Source organism: Paucibacter sp. B2R-40 (assembly GCF_025717555.1).
In the GTDB taxonomy this organism is placed as follows: domain Bacteria; phylum Pseudomonadota; class Gammaproteobacteria; order Burkholderiales; family Burkholderiaceae_C; genus Paucibacter_A.
Window position 1 is genome coordinate 47188 of sequence record NZ_JAJIRP010000017.1, and the last position, 16987, is coordinate 64174.

Consider the following 16987-nt stretch of genomic DNA (forward strand, 5'->3'; position numbering starts at 1 on the left):
TTTGTCCTTGGCTGTTCTTAGAAGGTGCGAACCTTGGGCGGAATCGATTCCACCGTCAGCGGCTTCAGGTTCACTGGCTTGTAATCCAGGCGATTGCCTTCCGAGTACCACAGCGTGTGCTTCATCCACTCGGCGTCATTGCGGCCGTTTGGATGCTCAGGTGTATCCGCATAGTCGTCAACAGTGTGCGCGCCACGGCTTTCGCGGCGTGCAGCTGCCGAGATCATGGTGGCCTTGGCCACTTCCATCAGGTTCTCGACTTCCAGCGCTTCGATGCGCGCGGTGTTGAAGACCTTGGACTTATCCTTCAGCGTGATGGACTTGGCACGCTCGGCGATCTCGATGATCTTGCCCACGCCTTCGTCCAGCGTCGCTTGAGTGCGGAACACACCGGCATACAGCTGCATCGCGTTGCGCAGGTCATTGGCAACGTCCTGCGCATATTCGCCGGAAGTGCTGTCGTCCAATCTAGCCACACGAGCGGCCGAGTCGGCACCTGCGTCCGCAGGCAGCGGCTTGTGCGTCTTGCCCTTTAGGCCCGACTCGACGATATGGTTGCCGGCCGCACGGCCAAACACCAGCAGGTCGAGCAGGGAGTTGGTGCCCAGACGATTGGCGCCATGTACGCTGACGCAGGCGCATTCGCCCACCGCGTACAGGCCGTTCACGACTGCGTTCGGGTTGCCATCCTTGGGTACCACGACCTGACCATAGATATTGGTCGGGATGCCGCCCATCTGGTAATGGATGGTCGGCACGACCGGAATCGATTCCTTGGTGATGTCGACGTTGGCAAAGTTATGGCCGATCTCGAACACCGAAGGCAGGCGCTTCATGATGGTGTCGCCGCCCAAATGGGTCATATCGAGCTCGATGTAATCCTTGTTCGGACCGCAGCCGCGACCTTCCTTGATTTCCTGGTCCATGCAGCGCGAGACAAAGTCACGTGGCGCCAAGTCCTTCAGCGTCGGCGCATAGCGCTCCATGAAACGCTCACCATTGCAATTGCGCAAAATCGCGCCTTCGCCACGGCAGCCTTCGGTCAGCAGCACGCCCGCGCCGGCCACGCCGGTCGGGTGGAATTGCCAGAACTCCATGTCTTCCAGTGGAATGCCGGCGCGCGCCGCCATGCCCAGACCGTCACCGGTGTTGATGAAGGCATTGGTCGAGGCCGCGAAGATGCGCCCTGCTCCGCCGGTGGCCAGCAGCACGGTCTTGGCTTCCATGATGTGCATCTCACCAGTTTCCATCTCCAGCGCGGTCACGCCGACCACGTCGCCGGCCTCGTCCTTGATCAGGTCCAGCGCCATCCACTCGACGAAGAACTGGGTCTTGGCCTTGACGTTTTGCTGATACAGCGTATGCAGCATCGCGTGGCCAGTACGGTCGGCGGCGGCGCAGGCGCGCTGCACCGGCTTTTCACCGTAGTTGGCGGTGTGGCCGCCGAACGGACGCTGGTAAATCGTGCCGTCCGCATTGCGGTCAAAGGGCATGCCGAAATGCTCAAGCTCGTAGACGACCTTGGGTGCTTCGCGGCACATGAATTCGATCGCGTCTTGGTCACCCAGCCAGTCCGAACCCTTGACGGTGTCGAAGAAGTGATAGTGCCAGTTATCCTCTGACATATTGCCCAAGGAGGCGCTGACGCCGCCCTGTGCGGCGACCGTGTGCGAGCGGGTCGGGAAGACCTTGGACAGCACCGCTACATTCAGACCTGCCAGTGACAGTTGCAAGGACGCACGCATGCCCGAGCCACCGGCTCCGACGATGACCACATCGAACTTGCGTTTAGGAATCGACTTATTTGCCACCGTCATCACAGTCTCCAAATCACTTGGATCGCCCAACCGGCGCATCCCACCAACCAAACCAAGGAACACACCTGCAAGAACAGGCGCACGCCGACCGGCTTCACATAGTCCATCCAGATATCACGCACGCCGACCCAGGCGTGAAACGCCAAGGACAGAATCGTCACGAAGGTCAGCGTCTTCATCCACTGCTGCGAAAAGATTGCCGCCCAATGGTCATAGCCGAGCTCTCCCGGCATCAAAAACTGCACCAGCACGACAATGGTGAACAGCGCCATCAAAACCGCCGTTATGCGTTGGGCCAACCAATCACGCAATCCGTAATGCGCACCGACGACGATGCGTTTGGAGCCAAAAGTACTCATTCTTGTGTTCTCCGAATCAATTCAATACAAGCCGAACAGCTTGGCGCCCAACAAAACCGTCAACAGCACACTGCTGACCAATGTGAAAACCGCCGAGTTGTGGCCCTGCTCTTTGCTGACGCTGTGGGTCGCGTCCATCCAAAGGTGGCGGACACCGGCGATGAAGTGGTGCAAATAGCCCCACAGCAGGCCCAAGACCACCAGCTTGATGAACCAGGCCGGCACAAAGCCGATGCCGGCCACGAAGGCGTTGGTGAAGCTGTCATAGGAGATTTCTGAAGTCAGACTGTTGTCAAACATCCAGATCACGAAGGGCAAAAGCAAAAACATCAACAAGCCGCTGACCCGGTGCAGGATCGACACGATGCCCGCCGGCGGCAGGCGATACGAGACGATCTGCGTCACATGAATATTGGTGAATACCGGCCGCTTGGGCCTTGATCCGTTGGTGGTGTCTGTCATACCCAGCCTTTTGTTGTAATCAAATGAAACTCGCGCAGTTTATTGCAATGCAGCACGAAGCCTTGGCAGGACGTACCCGCCACGCAACGCGCAAGGTCTAGTTAAGCTCATTGCGATAGAAGTGTGAGGCGGTGCTATACAAGCCGCGGCGCAACTCTACAGCCTTATCGCCATAGGTAAAGGACAGTCGCTCAACGCTGAGCAATGGCGCACCGACCGGCACTTGCAGCAAGGCAGCCGACTCGGCATCGGCAGCGACCGCCCGGATTTTTTCTTCCGCGCGAATCATATGCACGCCGAACTCTGTTTCGAACAAACCGTAAAACGGCCCACGATGCAAATTCAATCGTTCGGCTGAGAGCCCCTTGAACAAATCACCTGGCAGCCAGATGTCATCCAGCACCACCGGGGCTCCCTTGCTGCTCAAGAGCCGGCGTACTTCCACCATCGGGTCGCCGGTGCGCATCTGCAATGCCCGGGCTATCGCGGCCGGCGCACGCTGCCGGCGGCAGTCCAGCAGTTGCCGCTCAAGCGCCTCCGAGCCTTGATCGGGCATCAGGCGCAGAAAACGATACTGCACTTTCTGCTCGGCATGGGTTGCGACAAAAGTGCCACGGCCCTGACGACGCACCAGCATGTTTTCGGCGGCCATCTCGTCCACCGCCTTGCGAACCGTGCCTTGGCTGACGCCAAAGCGCTTGGCCAGATCAAGCTCGCTGGGGATCAACTCGCCGGCCTTCCATTCACCCGACTGCAGCTTGGCAATGATCAAAGCCTTGATCTGAGCATACAAGGGGCTGAACGACGGTGAAGTTGCTGCTTCGGGGCGACCGACTTCGGGAGCATTTAACAGGGTGGTTGCGGGTGCAGCGGGCATGGGCGACATTGCAGCACAAGCGAAACGCGCCGTCCAGTGCTCGCATCAAGATGACGAATGATGTCTTATATAAGACATAAGACGAAAATTTTCTTTGAAAATTTGACGATAATCGCACGCACAGCAAACGCAGCCGTAGCGGCCAAACTAGGGGATAGCCCTGAGTCTGGCCTACACTTGCTGCGCGCCCCTGGGCACCGCTCAAGGGCAGACCGAATTTGTCCCCTTATTCAACACTCTCGGAGCATCACACATGAGCAAGAAACCCGTTCGCGTTGCCGTCACCGGCGCTGCTGGCCAAATTGGCTACGCCCTGCTGTTCCGCATTGCCTCCGGCGAAATGCTGGGCAAAGACCAGCCCGTCATCCTGCAATTGCTGGAAGTGCCGGTCGAAGGCCCGCAAAAAGCGCTCAAGGGCGTGATGATGGAGTTGGAAGACTGCGCTTTCCCGCTGCTGGTGGGCATGGAAGCGCACAGCGACCCAATGACCGCCTTCAAGGACACGGACTACGCCCTGCTGGTCGGCTCAATGCCCCGCAAGGCCGGCATGGAGCGCGCCGAGTTGCTGGCCATCAACGGCCAGATCTTCACCGCACAAGGCAAGGCACTGAATGCTGTGGCTTCGCGCAACGTCAAGGTCTTGGTTGTCGGCAACCCCGCCAACACCAATGCCTATATCGCCATGAAGTCGGCGCCGGATCTGCCAGCCAAGAACTTCACCGCCATGCTGCGCCTGGACCACAACCGCGCTGCTTCGCAAATCGCGGCCAAGACAGGCAAGCCAGTGGCGTCCATCGAGAAGCTGGCCGTGTGGGGCAACCACTCGCCGACCATGTACGCTGACTACCGCTTTGCCACCATTGACGGCGCTTCGGTAGCCGCCATGATCAACGACCAAGTCTGGAACAAAGACACCTTCTTGCCGACCGTTGGCAAGCGCGGCGCAGCCATCATCGAAGCGCGCGGCCTGTCCTCGGCCGCCTCGGCTGCCAATGCTGCCATCGACCACATGCGCGACTGGGCCTTGGGCACCAATGGCAAGTGGGTCACGATGGGCATCCCGTCGAATGGTGAGTACGGCATCCCCAAGGAAATCATGTTTGGCTACCCCGTGACTTGTGAAGGCGGCGAATACAAAATCGTCGAAGGCCTGGAGATCGATGCTTTCTCGCAAGAGTGCATCAACAAGACCCTGGCCGAATTGCAAGGCGAGCAAGACGGCGTCAAGCACTTGCTGTGATGCCCGGGCCTTAACCTGAGGTTGAGGCCTGCAAGAAAAAATCGGTAAGCTCAGGGTTGGCATGAAGACATGCCAACCCTTTTTTTCTGAATGAGCCATTCCGCTATCCTTTTGTTAGCCAATTCGTGAGCCACGTCGTGAGTCAAGCCCTGCACCCCAAATTGGCGCTGTTCGAGGACGGCGAAGTCGCCACGGCACTGCCGGTGGTCGATCATTACTGCGGCGTTGAAGTCCGCATGCGAAAAAGCCTGGAAATGCAGGCGCAAATGGGCCCGGTGTTCGACATCACGCTGGACTGCGAGGACGGTGCGCCGATCGGCGGCGAGGCCGAGCATGTAGCCCTGGTGGCCGAGATGCTCAACAGTGCCAACAACGCCCATGGCCGCGTCGGTGCACGTGTCCATCCCTTGGGCACCGCAAGCTTCGAGGCCGATGTCGATGGCCTGATCGCGAAAGCCGGTGAGAGCCTCGCCTATCTGATGTTGCCCAAGCCGCGCAGCGCTGCCGAGGTGGAAGCGGCTTGTCTGTTCATCGACGCCAGCTTGCAGCGCCATGGCATTGCCAAGCCTTTGCCTGTTCATGTCTTGATCGAGACCCATGGCGCACTGCGCGATGTGCAGCAGATTGCCGCTCACCCACGCATCGAGTCACTGTCTTTTGGCTTGATGGATTTCGTCTCTGCGCATCGCGGCGCCATACCGCGCCATGCGCTGAGTGCAGAAGGCCAGTTCAGCCATCCCTTGGTGATGCGCGCCAAGCTTGAGATTGCCGCAGCCGCGCATGCCTTCGCCAAGACGCCGTCGCACTGCGTCGTGACCGAGTTCAAACATGCGGCCGCTATCGAGGCCTCGGCGGCTCGGGCGGCGCGCGAATTCGGCTACACCCGCATGTGGAGCATTCACCCCAGCCAGATTCAACCCATCATCGACGCCTTCGCGCCCAGTGTGGCCGAAATCGATGAAGCGATTGACATCATTCACGCCGCCATGGATGCGGACTGGGCGCCCATTCAGCACCGGGACACCTTGCATGACCGTGCCAGCTATCGCTATTTCTGGCAGGTCTTGGAGCGCGCCCACAGAACCGGACAGGCCCTGCCGATTGAGGTCGAATTGGCATTTTTCGGCGCGCCTTGACTGCACTTGCTTACACAGTTGCATCAAGGATGAGGCAAATACACAGCGTCTTCAGGCTGAAAACCTGCGCTCTGGCGCGACAATCTATTGATCTAGTACTCGGAAGCCTTTTTCCATGCAAAACCTAAGTCCCCTGCTCAAATCCAGCCTTGCTATTTGCACCTTGGCGCTCGCGAGCGCCAATGCTTGGTCGGCCGTTGCCGATAACAGCAAGGTCAAGAGCCGCCCGGTCAGCAAGGCCGCCCCGGCCGCGAAAGTGGTTGCGCCTGAGCCGGTGGACAACACACCACTGAACGAAGAGCAAATTGCTGTTGCGCCCTATGTGCACGCAGGTGACGCCAATTGCGAATTCAAGAACAAGGTCACCATCACGCCCGATGCGGACAATCCAGGCCGATTCCGGCTTCAATTTGGCAAGATGGTCTTCAATATGGCGCCCGAACCCACGACCACCGGCGCGGTGCGCTTGGAAGACAAGAAGGCCGGGGTCGTGTGGCTGCAGATCCCCACCAAATCCATGTTGATGAACACCAAGGTTGGTCAGCGCATGGTGGACTTTTGCATGCATTCGGCACAGGTTTCCGAAGCTCAGTCGGCCGCCCTGTCGAACGCGCAAGACGAGAGCAATGGCAAGTCAGCTGGCGCCAGCGCACTCGCACCTGGGGTCGCAGACAAGCGTTGAAGTCGGTTGACGGGCAAGCTCAGCGTTGCGCAAGCCCGGGTTGCGCCGAACGTGGGAGTAGTGGCTGACGTAGAGATGAAAGTTTCCCGGCAGTACGCTGTATTAAGTACGTATAATCAATGCATACTTTCCCCTCAGGAGGTTCTGCATGGAAGCTACCGTAGCCGAACGCGGCCAAATCACCCTGCCCAAGGCCGTGCGTGATGCATTGGGCTTGAGCAAGGGCTCGACACTCAAGGTTGAGCTTGACGGTGCCCGCATCATCCTGCGCAAGAACGTCGATGACGCCATCTCTCGGGCGCGTGGACGCTTCAAGCTGCCCGAGGGCACCAGCTCCGACGACGTGATGCGCGATCTGCGCGGCCGCGCTCCCGGCGATCCGATCTCGGAATGACGCGCACAAAGCTCAACCATGATCGCCGTTGACACCTCCGTTTTGATCGATCTGCTGGGCGACGATGCCCGCGCCGACGCAGCCGAAGCTTGCCTTCGACTGGCACTGAGCTCCGGTCCGGTGGTGGTGTGTGACGTGGTGGTGAGCGAAGTCACTGCCGGCCTCGGACATGGCTCCGAAGTGATGGATGTGCTGGAGGAAATGGGCCTACGCTTTTTGGCTCTGGACCAACGCGCCGCCATCCGCGCCGGCGAGATGCAACGCAAGTATAAGCAGCGGGCGCTCGCGGGGCCAAGCTCTGCCGCGTCTCAGCGCACGATTCCTGATTTCTTGGTGGGCGCACATGCCATGCTGCAGTGCGACGCCCTGCTCACCCGCGACGAAGGTTTTTTTCGCGACTATTTCAAGGGGCTGAAGGTCATCACGCCGACCCTGCCCTGATTTTTTCCTGTCCCTTATCCAACCTCATAGCAAGCTCTGGAGAGAACGACCATGCTGCAAGCCTACCGCCAACATGTTGCCGAACGCGCCGCCCTCGGCATCCCGCCGCTGGCCCTCGACGCCAAGCAGACCGCCGAACTGATCGAGTTGATCAAGACCCCGCCTGCTGGCGAGGGCGAGTTCTTGATGGATCTGCTGACGCACCGCATTCCGCCCGGTGTCGATGATGCCGCCAAGGTCAAGGCCAGCTTCCTGGCGGCCGTGGCGCACGGTGACTTCGCCGTTAGCTTGATCTCCAAGACTCGCGCGACCGAATTGCTCGGCACCATGGTCGGCGGCTATAACGTCAAACCTTTGATCGATCTGCTGGACGACGCGGAAGTAGCCGCCACGGCCGCAGCCGCGCTGAAGAAGACGCTGCTGATGTTCGACTTCTTCCATGACGTCGCTGAAAAAGCCAAAGCCGGCAATGTGCAGGCCAAGGACGTGATGCAGAGTTGGGCCAATGCCGAGTGGTTCACCACCCGCCCTGAAGTGGCGAAGAAAATCACCGTGACCGTCTTCAAGGTCACCGGCGAGACCAATACCGACGATCTGTCCCCTGCCCCGGACGCTTGGAGCCGCCCGGACATCCCGCTGCACTATCTGGCGATGTTGAAAAATGCCCGCCCCGGCATCACGCCGGAAGAAGACGGCAAACGCGGCCCGATGAAGTTCATTGAGGACCTCAAGTCCAAGGGCCATCTGGTTGCCTATGTCGGCGATGTGGTCGGCACCGGATCGAGCCGCAAGTCGGCCACCAACAGCGTCATCTGGGCCACCGGCGAAGACATTCCTTTTGTACCTAACAAGCGATTTGGCGGCGTCACGCTGGGCGGCAAGATCGCGCCGATCTTCTTCAATACGCAAGAAGATTCGGGCGCGCTGCCGATCGAGGTCGATGTGTCGGCCTTCAATATGGGCGATGTGATCGACATCTACCCCTATGAGGGCAAGATCGAGAAGGACGGCAAGTTGGCCGCTTCCTTCAAGCTCAAGAGCGATGTTTTGTTCGATGAAGTGCGTGCCGGCGGCCGCATCAACTTGATCATCGGCCGCTCACTGACCGCCAAGGCACGTGACTTCCTGGGTCTGCCTGCCGCCACCACCTTCCGTCTGCCGACTGCCCCGATCGCAACCAAAGCCGGCTTCACGCTGGCACAAAAGATGGTCGGCCGCGCCGTTGGCCTGCCCGAAGGTCAAGGCGTGCGTCCAGGCACGTACTGCGAGCCACGCATGACGACGGTTGGCAGCCAGGACACCACCGGCCCGATGACCCGTGACGAGTTGAAGGATCTGGCTTGCCTGGGCTTCAGCGCCGATCTGGTGATGCAGTCCTTCTGCCACACCGCGGCCTATCCGAAGCCAGTCGACGTCAAGACCCACCGCGAACTGCCTGCCTTCATCAGCAGCCGTGGCGGAGTGGCCCTGCGTCCGGGTGACGGCGTGATCCACAGCTGGTTGAACCGTCTACTGCTGCCCGACACCGTCGGCACCGGCGGCGACAGCCACACCCGTTTCCCGATCGGCATTTCCTTCCCCGCCGGCTCCGGTCTGGTCGCCTTCGGCGCCGCTACCGGCGTGATGCCGCTGGACATGCCCGAATCGGTACTGGTGCGCTTCAAGGGCCAGATGCAGCCCGGCATCACGCTGCGCGACCTGGTGCACGCCATCCCCTTGTATGCGATCAAGGCCGGTTTGCTGACCGTCGCCAAGGCCGGCAAGATCAATGAGTTCTCAGGTCGTATCCTCGAGATCGAAGGTCTGCCAGATCTGAAGGTCGAGCAAGCATTCGAGTTGAGTGACGCCTCCGCCGAGCGCAGCGCTGCAGGCTGCACCGTGCACCTGAACCCCGCCCCGATCAAGGAATATCTAACCAGCAATATCGTGCTGATGAAGAACATGATCGCCGACGGCTATCAGGACAAGCGCACGCTGGAGCGCCGCATCGCTGCGGTCGAGGCCTGGTTGGCCAATCCTCAGTTGATGGCAGCCGACAAGGACGCCGAATACGCCCATGTGATCGAGATCGACCTGGCCGACATCAAGGAACCTATCCTGTGCTGCCCGAACGACCCGGACGATGCCAAGTTCTTGAGCGAAGTGGCGGGCACCAAGATCGACGAGGTCTTCATCGGTTCTTGCATGACCAATATTGGTCACTTCCGTGCCGCCTCCAAGCTGCTCGAAGGCCGCCGCGATATCCCCGTCAAGCTGTGGGTCGCCCCGCCGACCAAGATGGATGCGTCCGAGTTGACCAAGGAAGGCCATTACGGCACCTTTGGCGCGGCCGGCGCGCGCATGGAAATGCCGGGCTGCAGCCTGTGCATGGGCAACCAAGCGCAAGTGCGTGAAGGTGCCACGGTGGTCTCCACCAGCACCCGCAACTTCCCGAACCGCCTGGGCAAGAACTCCAATGTCTACCTGGCTTCGGCCGAGTTGTCGGCGATCGCGTCCAAGCTGGGTCGTATCCCCACCGTGGCCGAGTACCACGCCGACATGGGCGTCATCAACAAGGACAGCAGCCAGATTTACAAGTATCTGAACTTTGACCAAATCGAGGAATACTCGGAAACGGCCAAGGGCGTGCAGGGTTGATAGTCTGACTTTGAGAGTTGATCGTTGCTTCGATCAACTCTGCTTGGCTCAAGTAAAGAGGCCCGCCGGAAAACCGGCGGGCCTCTTGTTTTCTTGGCTACGCTTTACTTTAAGCCGGACTTCAGCGAGGGCGGCGGCGTAAAGCCAAGCTCACGCGCGCGAGACTCATAACGCGCGGCCAGGTCGGGTTGATCTTGCTTTCGATAGTGCAGCGCCAAGTCATAGCTGGCAATACCGTTGCCCAGCCAAGACGCATATTGCAACCAACCTTCATAACGCCCCATTTCCTGGCCAGTTGAGCCGTCTTTGTAGATGACGCCGACTCGTTTAGCTGCATCTTTGTCGCCTCTGGCCGCGCGCGCAATATCACGCGTGACGGCCTGATCCATGGCGGCAGAAGCCTGGAAAGAACTTCGGTAGAGCTTGATGTCATTGCGCTGCAAAATCTTGGCGGAATCTTGGGCGCCTTCAAGTGCAACTTCAACCGATTGCCTGCGCCGTCCCTGCGGATGCTGCTCCAGATAGCGCGCGCAAAGTTTCACGATTTCTGGCGGCCAAACGCTGGCTTGAATCTGTTCCCACAAGCCGTCTTCGTCGATTTGCTGTGCGGTCAATTCTTTACCCGCACTGGTGTTCAAGCGTCGCTGAAGGGGCACCGTAATCCGTGTGTTGTCCGCAATGAACGGGTCTTGCGCGACCAAGCGAATTTCTTTGACTGGGTGGTTCAGCATGGTGTCGCGCACATCGCGCCTGACCATCCTGAACAGATCGACAAAACTGGTGTCATCGCTGGCGGCGTTCAGCACCTTGACCAAGGACGCGGTGTAGAAGGTATTTTCGGTGGCCAGCGACGAAGAGATGGCCGGCTTACCGGCTGCCGTGGAGAACGCAATCAAGCACCCTACCGGTGCTTCCACCTGATTCAAACCGTCTTTGTCCCGCAGTGCGCTGCGGATGGACACTCGACAGGAGTCGATCACTGCAAAGGTCGCACCTGCAGTGCGCGGCGACAGAGGACCGACCACATCCAAATTCAACTCCAGACTGCCACTCTGGACTTCACCCAATTTGCCCGGATTCACACCGGCCGAAATCAACAAATTGCGCGCTTCGTCTTGAACACCATGCCCGGTGAAGTAGAAAAAGATGGTGGCGTCAGCAGGCGCTGCCGCCACTGTCTTGGAAAAATCGTCAATCGCATGACGCGACCGCGCAAGATCAAGGTTCAAAGCATCAATCACCTTGAAGCCCTTGGACTCTAGCGCCGCTTTCAAGTCACGCAGATTCTTGGGCACCGGCGGCAGATCTTGGTCCGCAGGATAGTCGTTATTGCCCAGCAAGAAGGCCAATCGAACTTCTTCGCCGGGGAATCCTGGAATTACGGCGGACTGGTAGCTTGCGGCGCTCGCCGGCAACCAAGTCATCAGCGGCGCGACCCCGATAACCGTGCTTTGCGCCAAAGCCTTGCGACGCGAGGGGCTGAACTTGGATGGCATCACAGATCTCCAAAAAATTGGGGGCTAGAACTGCCGCCCCTTCAAGGACCAGGTCGGCTCACGATTATCCTTGCCTGGCTCAAAAACGGCGCAAAACAGGGCTATCCAGAACGGTCAGATTTTGCATTTCAGCTTGCTTTCTGCTCCTTCTGAACCGGCCATCGCACAAGATTTGGGTTCAGCCGCGCCCGTACTGCCCGCAGTTGCAGGACTGCCGGGACCTACCTCTGAAATCACTCCGCCTCGCAGGCGGGCGGCAACGTTCTCCGTTCGCACCGCTTCTTCGAATCGGTCCCGCCTGGCGGCCTCGGAGACCGAGGCAATCGACGAGAGTGCCCCCTCAACCTGCGGCGAACTTGGCGCATAGCCGTTGTAGTAGATGGGGATCTCGAGTTGCGAGCCAGCACCGTCGTAGAAAAAGAGGTAGCCCGCCACGCCTGTTTCTGGACCGGCCAAAAAGATCGCAGCTCGCTTGCCAAGCAGGTTCTGTGTGCGAGTGGCGTCCAGCGTCGCGCTGGGTCGCACACTTGCGAAACCGGCTTGACTTTGACCTTGGCCCTGGATCACTTCCGTACCTACTTTGATCTGGATATCGGCGCCAGGATGGGCACCGAAGGGTGAGGATTGCGTGCCATCAAAAGCATTCGGCCCCATATCAAACAACAAGGCCGGCATTTGAGTCCTCGTACCCAGGGTGTTGCTATAGCTCATGCGTGCAGTGATGACTGCAGCGTCCAAGGTGGCCAAGCGATCGGCGGCAATAAAGGCAGCATCGGCGTTAATGCCCTCACCACTGATGTTGACCGTACCGCCCCTGAGGCGCAACAGCGACCTGGGCAAACTCTCTTCTGCAGTTCCGCTTGATCCTGCCTTCGCGCCGGTCAAATTGGCCGACAGTCCACCGGCAAAATCATTGCCCGCTTCCAACAAACTGGCCGACCCGCCCTGATCGGCCAGCAAGTTCATACGCCCTTCACTGGCCACCTTGATGGAGCCACCACTTTGCACGATCACATCGGCCAAAATCTTGATCGGCCGGCCCACCGCGTCGACCAAGATGATTTCCTTGGCGATACCAATGTCGCTGCGGTACTTGGCGAACATGTCATCATCGGCTTTCGAAGCCTTCATGGCCTTTAAGCTCAGCGCACCCTTGCTGAGCGCAATATTGCCGGACAGGGTAAACACTGGCAGGCTGATCTTGCCGTCCACGGCCTGCGGGCTGGCGATGGCAATCGAGCCGCCACTGACGCTGACAATTGACGCAGCCAATGGCGCCAGGCTCAGCCGGCCGGCTTCGTTGCTGAGGTCTACCGTCCCGGAGCGGGTCACACCAACCGCAGCAACACTGGACAACTCGAAGCCGTCGGCGTCCACATAGTTGACGGCCCCGTCGCTGGCGGCGCCCTGGGTGGCCGCAAATTTTGCGATGTTATTGCCAGGATTGGTCAGGGTGTAGGCGGCCGCGCCCTGCAACTCAAGCCCGCTGGCCGTCAAGTTGCTGCCCGCCGCTTGAGTGACAGTCCCGGCTGCGGTCAGCAAGGTGATGTTCTTGCCTGCGCCCGGCGCCGCAAGACCGCTCACACCTGCAAACATGCTGCCATCCGAACTCACATTGCCGATGACATAGCCATTGGCGTTTTGAAGCAGCACATCGCCGTTTTCAGCTCGCGCTGCGACATTGCCCGACACCGAGTTGCTCTGATTCAGTGCGATATTGCTCGCCGCCCTCAATCCAAGATCAGTGACGCTGATCTTGCCCGCACTCTGCGTCACAGCGCCCGCTGCCGAGTCCAGCCGCAGTGTTTTCCCGGGCAAGTTGAGCAGCTGCGCGAGCGTCAAATCGCCTGACAGGTTGCGCAAGCTGACATCCCCGCTGCGGCTGACTCCGACGCTGTTGACCGTGTCGACCGCCAGCGCATCGGCATCCAGGTACTGGACGGCGCCATCGCCAGCCCCGCCGCTGGCCATGGCCAGCTTGGCCACGTTATTGCTGACCTCGGTCAAGATAAAACTGCCCGAGCCCTTCAACTCCAAGCCTGCCGCAGTGATGGGCTTGCCAGCAGCTTGCGTCACCGCGCCGTTTGACTGCAGCGTCAAATTCGCCGCGCCGGTGTTGATCGCTTCGTTCAGGCTCAAAGCACCGCTCAGATTCGACAAGTCAACATTGCCGCTGCGGGCGATGCCCACGCTGGCATTGACTTTGTCCACTTGCAGAGCGGTGGCGTTGACAAAAGTCACCACGCCGTCGATCCCAGTTCCCGCATCGAGCTTTGAATACGCACTCGCACCTGGGCCTGAGCTAGGCCCAGCAAATCCGCCTCCGAGGGCTATTTTTTCCACATGGTTGGTCGGCTCTTGAAGCACAAATGCAGCCGCGCCCAGCAACTCCAATCCACTTGCCTGGATGGACTTGCCGGCGGCCTGGCTGACCAACCCTGACGAGCGCAGACTCAAATTGGAGTCGCTGACATTGACATTTTCTTTCAACAATATGTCGCCGCTCAGCGCATTTAAGCTGACCCTACCGGTTCGCACGATGCCCACGCTGGTGGCAACGCCATCAACAGTCAAGTCGCCGACAGTTAGCAGGCTGATCGCTCCATCGGTCGGGCTAGCACTGGTTGCGGCTATTTTGGGCAACTGATTGCCGATATTCTCCAGGGTGACACTGCCAGGGCCCTGCAACTCCAAACCCGCCGCAGCGATGGCTGCGCTTTGGGTTACCGCTCCATTGCTGTTGCTGCTCAGGTAGCCGCCAACCTGGGTCGCACCAAAGCTTGTCCCTGCGCCGCTTTGTGTATTCAAGGAAGTCCCGGCCGTGCCTGAGATCGTCAAGTCCGATCCGGCCCTTGCGGTACCGGCGCCGCCAGCAGTCAAATTGAGTCGCAACGAATTGACGTCCCTCACCGCCACATCATGGGCTGCGGTGATGGCAAGTACACCGACAAAATCATTTGTGGCGTTGGGCAAGATGACGGACCCACTGGACGAAGCCATGTTCGCGGATGTCGCCACTACCAGCGGCCCCGACTGGGTAACATTGCCGCCGGCCTGACTGCTGAGTGCCGCGCCGACAGTCATTGGGCCAAACTGGCTTGACCCGCCACTTTGGGTCGTCAAGCCAGCCCCGGTGCTACCGGAAATACTCAAGTCGCCAGCGCTAGAAGTTGCATTGCCGGCCCGGCCCGTACTCAGTGCGAGCGTCAAGCTATTGGCATCTAACAAGCTGACATCTTGTGCCGCCGTCGCACTCAGGATGCCGACAAAATCATTGCCGCTCTGCGTCAATGTGATGGAGCCCGATTTAGACACAAGCTCGGAGGCCGCTCCCGTGGTGATATTGGCGGTCTGAGTGATAGAACCCTGCGCTGTGGCGGTCAAGCCACGACCAACGGTCGTATCACCAATGCTGATGGCCGCGCCGCTGTTGAGCTGCAAGCCTGCTGCAGTGTTCGCCTTCACGGTCAAGGGGCCCGCCACCGCAGTGGCGACAGCCGATCCACCCGCACTCAAGCTCAGGTCCAAGGCGTTGGCGCTGACCAACGCGACAGTCTTACCCGCAGCGTCTGCAGTGGCCGTGACTGCAGACTGGAAGTCGTTGCCCGTTTTATCAAGCGTGATTGAACCCTCAGCCGAGCTGAGAACGCTGACCCCATGCACACTCAAGGCTGCTGACTGCGTCAAATCTGCGCCTGCCGCAGCCGTCAGTCCGGCGCCGACCGTGGTAGCGCCAAAACTGATGCCCTTGGCGCTGCTGGTGCTCAAGTTTCCTGTCGTGCTGCCTGCCAGCATCAGGTCGCCGCTGCCTGCAGTCACCGTGCCGGTTCCCGTCGCGCTTATGCGCACATTTAAGGCGTTACTATCGCGCAAGCCGATGTTTGCGCCACTGACGGTCAGCAAGCCGCCGAAGTCGTTATTGGCCTCCACCAGCGTCACATCATTGGCTCCGGCAGTTATGACACCACTGCCGCTGACTCGAAGCGCAGTCCCGGAGACTTGACTGACGGCTGCTGCGCTGTGCAGATTCAGGTCACCGATGACTGTGGTTGCGCCGAAACGAATCGCGCCAGCTGTTGTTGCACCCGAAAAGCCAGCCGCCGTGCCACTGACTTGCAATTCGCCGCCGCTTGTTGCGGTACTGCTGCCACTGCTGTTCAGAACCACCGTCAAGGCGTTCGCATCAGTGATCTGCACAAGGCCGCCTTCCAGTGTGACCAGACCTTGAAAGTCATTGTTCGCCTGCGTCAGCGTGATGCTTCTCGCGCCAGCGTTGACGCTGCTGCTGCCGCTGACGGTCAGGCCGCCAGACTGTGAAATGGCCCCGCCATTGCTGAGGGCCGTCAAGGAACTCACTGTCCCGCTGCCCAAGTTCAAGTCCCCGGTGCTGACGGCTGTCAACGCACCAGTACTCAAGTTGCCCAAGATAAGCGCATTGGTGTCCCTGATTTGGGCAGTGGAGCCGGTCAGCGAGACCGCCCCCTGGAAATCATTGCTCGTCTGCACCAAGGTGACGGTCCCCGCACCGGCATTGAAGTTGCTGACGCCGCTGACGTTCAAGCCACCAGTTTGTGTGATCGCGCCCCCATTGCTCAATGCCGTCAAGGAACTCACTGTGCCGCTGCCCAAGTTCAAGACCCCCGTGGCATTGGCGCTCAACGCGCCCGTGTTCAAGCTGCCCAATGTCAGCGCATTGGCATCGGTGAGTTGAGTCGTGGAGCCGATCAGCGACACCTCGCCTTGGAAATCGTTGCTCGCCTGTGTAAGCGCAATGGCGTTTATGCCGGCATTGATGCTGCTGGAGCCGGCCACCGTCAACGCGGTAGAGGCGACCTGAGCCACGGCCCCGGCACTGGTGACGCTCAGATTGCCGCTCAGTGTGGTGGTGCCAAACGTGGTCGCGCCGGCGCCCGTCGTGCTGGTCGTCAAAGTCGCGCCGGTGCCGCTGACGAGCAGAGTTCCTGCGGCTTGCAGGGTGCTGTTACCGGAGGAAATCAGCGCCGCACTCAAGGCGCCGCCGTCACGCAGGCTGATGTCTTTGGCCGTTACCGTGGCGACACCGCCAAAGTTATTGCCGCTCTCGGCCAGCGTCACATCGACGCCGCTTGCAGTGATGCTGCTTGAGCCGCTCACCGTCAGCGCGGTGGCGGCGGCCTGAGTGACTGCGCCGACACTGGTGACGTTCAAATTGCCGCTGACAGTGGTGGCCCCGAAACTGGTGGTCCCGGACGCTGCGCTCGTCGTCAAGTCAACGCTGCTGCCACTGACCACCAGATTGCCAGCGGCTTGCAGCGTGCTGTTGCCGGTCGCGGTCAAGGCAGCGCTCAAGGCACCGATATCGCGCAGACTGATAGCCGCGCCAGTGATTGTTGCCGCGCCGCCGAAGTTATTGGCGCTGTCGGTCAGCGTGACATTGCTGCCGGTGGCCGTGATGGTGCTGGTGCCG

At 59.9% G+C, this 16987-nt stretch carries 12 protein-coding genes; 6 read left to right on the plus strand and 6 right to left on the minus strand.

Annotated elements, in window-relative coordinates; translation table 11 throughout:
• Positions 1–17: 17 nt before the first annotated feature.
• The 4 genes from sdhA to LNV09_RS24230 form a co-directional block, all read right to left on the minus strand.
• Positions 18–1817 carry a succinate dehydrogenase flavoprotein subunit gene (sdhA, locus tag LNV09_RS24215; RefSeq protein ID WP_263559636.1) on the minus strand — a complete coding sequence of 600 codons (1800 nt, stop codon included), beginning with the start codon at positions 1815–1817 and terminating at the stop codon, positions 18–20.
• Positions 1817–2176: a succinate dehydrogenase, hydrophobic membrane anchor protein gene (gene sdhD, locus LNV09_RS24220; protein ID WP_263559637.1), complete on the minus strand. Its 360-nt coding sequence runs from the start codon at positions 2174–2176 to the stop codon at positions 1817–1819. The genes sdhA and sdhD overlap by 1 nt, the downstream gene beginning before the upstream one ends.
• Positions 2177–2197: 21 nt before the next feature.
• Entirely contained in the window at positions 2198–2638 is a 441-nt protein-coding gene (gene sdhC / locus LNV09_RS24225) for a succinate dehydrogenase, cytochrome b556 subunit (protein ID WP_263559638.1), read from the minus strand.
• Positions 2639–2735: 97 nt separating this feature from the next.
• Complete coding sequence (locus tag LNV09_RS24230; protein WP_263559639.1) at positions 2736–3515, minus strand: GntR family transcriptional regulator; 780 nt, start codon at positions 3513–3515, stop codon at positions 2736–2738.
• Between the two features lie 253 nt (positions 3516–3768).
• Here LNV09_RS24230 and LNV09_RS24235 point away from each other — a divergent pair, with 253 nt between their 5' ends.
• The 6 genes from LNV09_RS24235 to acnB all read left to right on the plus strand — a co-directional run bounded on the left by LNV09_RS24235 (position 3769) and on the right by acnB (position 10045).
• Positions 3769–4755 (plus strand): malate dehydrogenase, encoded by a 987-nt coding sequence (locus tag LNV09_RS24235; RefSeq protein WP_263559640.1) that lies wholly within the window; start codon positions 3769–3771, stop codon positions 4753–4755.
• Positions 4756–4892: 137 nt separating this feature from the next.
• The gene (locus LNV09_RS24240) at positions 4893–5891 is read left to right on the plus strand and encodes an HpcH/HpaI aldolase/citrate lyase family protein (RefSeq protein ID WP_263559641.1); all 999 of its coding nucleotides are present in this window, start codon (positions 4893–4895) and stop codon (positions 5889–5891) included.
• A 115-nt stretch (positions 5892–6006) separates the two neighbouring features.
• Entirely contained in the window at positions 6007–6573 is a 567-nt protein-coding gene (locus LNV09_RS24245) for a hypothetical protein (RefSeq protein ID WP_263559642.1), read from the plus strand.
• Positions 6574–6721: 148 nt separating this feature from the next.
• A complete protein-coding gene (locus LNV09_RS24250; protein WP_263535112.1) occupies positions 6722–6967 on the plus strand; it encodes an AbrB/MazE/SpoVT family DNA-binding domain-containing protein in 246 nt (81 codons plus the stop codon).
• Positions 6968–6985: 18 nt separating this feature from the next.
• A complete protein-coding gene (locus LNV09_RS24255; protein ID WP_263535113.1) occupies positions 6986–7408 on the plus strand; it encodes a type II toxin-antitoxin system VapC family toxin in 423 nt (140 codons plus the stop codon).
• Positions 7409–7459: 51 nt separating this feature from the next.
• On the plus strand, positions 7460–10045 hold the full coding sequence (gene acnB / locus LNV09_RS24260) for a bifunctional aconitate hydratase 2/2-methylisocitrate dehydratase (RefSeq protein WP_263559643.1): 2586 nt from the start codon (positions 7460–7462) through the stop codon (positions 10043–10045).
• Positions 10046–10149: 104 nt separating this feature from the next.
• Here the strand turns inward: acnB and LNV09_RS24265 are convergent, their stop codons facing one another.
• Both LNV09_RS24265 and LNV09_RS24270 read right to left on the minus strand, forming a co-directional pair.
• Entirely contained in the window at positions 10150–11541 is a 1392-nt protein-coding gene (locus LNV09_RS24265; protein WP_263559644.1) for a caspase family protein, read from the minus strand.
• Between the two features lie 114 nt (positions 11542–11655).
• The coding region (locus LNV09_RS24270; protein ID WP_263559645.1) for a beta strand repeat-containing protein at positions 11656–16987 on the minus strand (5332 nt) is incomplete at its 5' end.

What these genes read in the sequence shown, in the direction of transcription:
- LNV09_RS24255 (WP_263535113.1), top strand. Translation starts at nt 6,986, where the DNA reads ATGATCGCCGTTGACACCTCCGTTTTGATCGATCTGCTGGGCGACGAT.
- LNV09_RS24230 (WP_263559639.1), bottom strand. Translation starts at nt 3,515, where the DNA reads ATGCCCGCTGCACCCGCAACCACCCTGTTAAATGCTCCCGAAGTCGGT.
- LNV09_RS24245 (WP_263559642.1), top strand. Translation starts at nt 6,007, where the DNA reads ATGCAAAACCTAAGTCCCCTGCTCAAATCCAGCCTTGCTATTTGCACC.
- sdhA (WP_263559636.1), bottom strand. Translation starts at nt 1,817, where the DNA reads ATGACGGTGGCAAATAAGTCGATTCCTAAACGCAAGTTCGATGTGGTC.
- sdhD (WP_263559637.1), bottom strand. Translation starts at nt 2,176, where the DNA reads ATGAGTACTTTTGGCTCCAAACGCATCGTCGTCGGTGCGCATTACGGA.
- acnB (WP_263559643.1), top strand. Translation starts at nt 7,460, where the DNA reads ATGCTGCAAGCCTACCGCCAACATGTTGCCGAACGCGCCGCCCTCGGC.
- LNV09_RS24265 (WP_263559644.1), bottom strand. Translation starts at nt 11,541, where the DNA reads ATGCCATCCAAGTTCAGCCCCTCGCGTCGCAAGGCTTTGGCGCAAAGC.
- LNV09_RS24235 (WP_263559640.1), top strand. Translation starts at nt 3,769, where the DNA reads ATGAGCAAGAAACCCGTTCGCGTTGCCGTCACCGGCGCTGCTGGCCAA.
- sdhC (WP_263559638.1), bottom strand. Translation starts at nt 2,638, where the DNA reads ATGACAGACACCACCAACGGATCAAGGCCCAAGCGGCCGGTATTCACC.
- LNV09_RS24250 (WP_263535112.1), top strand. Translation starts at nt 6,722, where the DNA reads ATGGAAGCTACCGTAGCCGAACGCGGCCAAATCACCCTGCCCAAGGCC.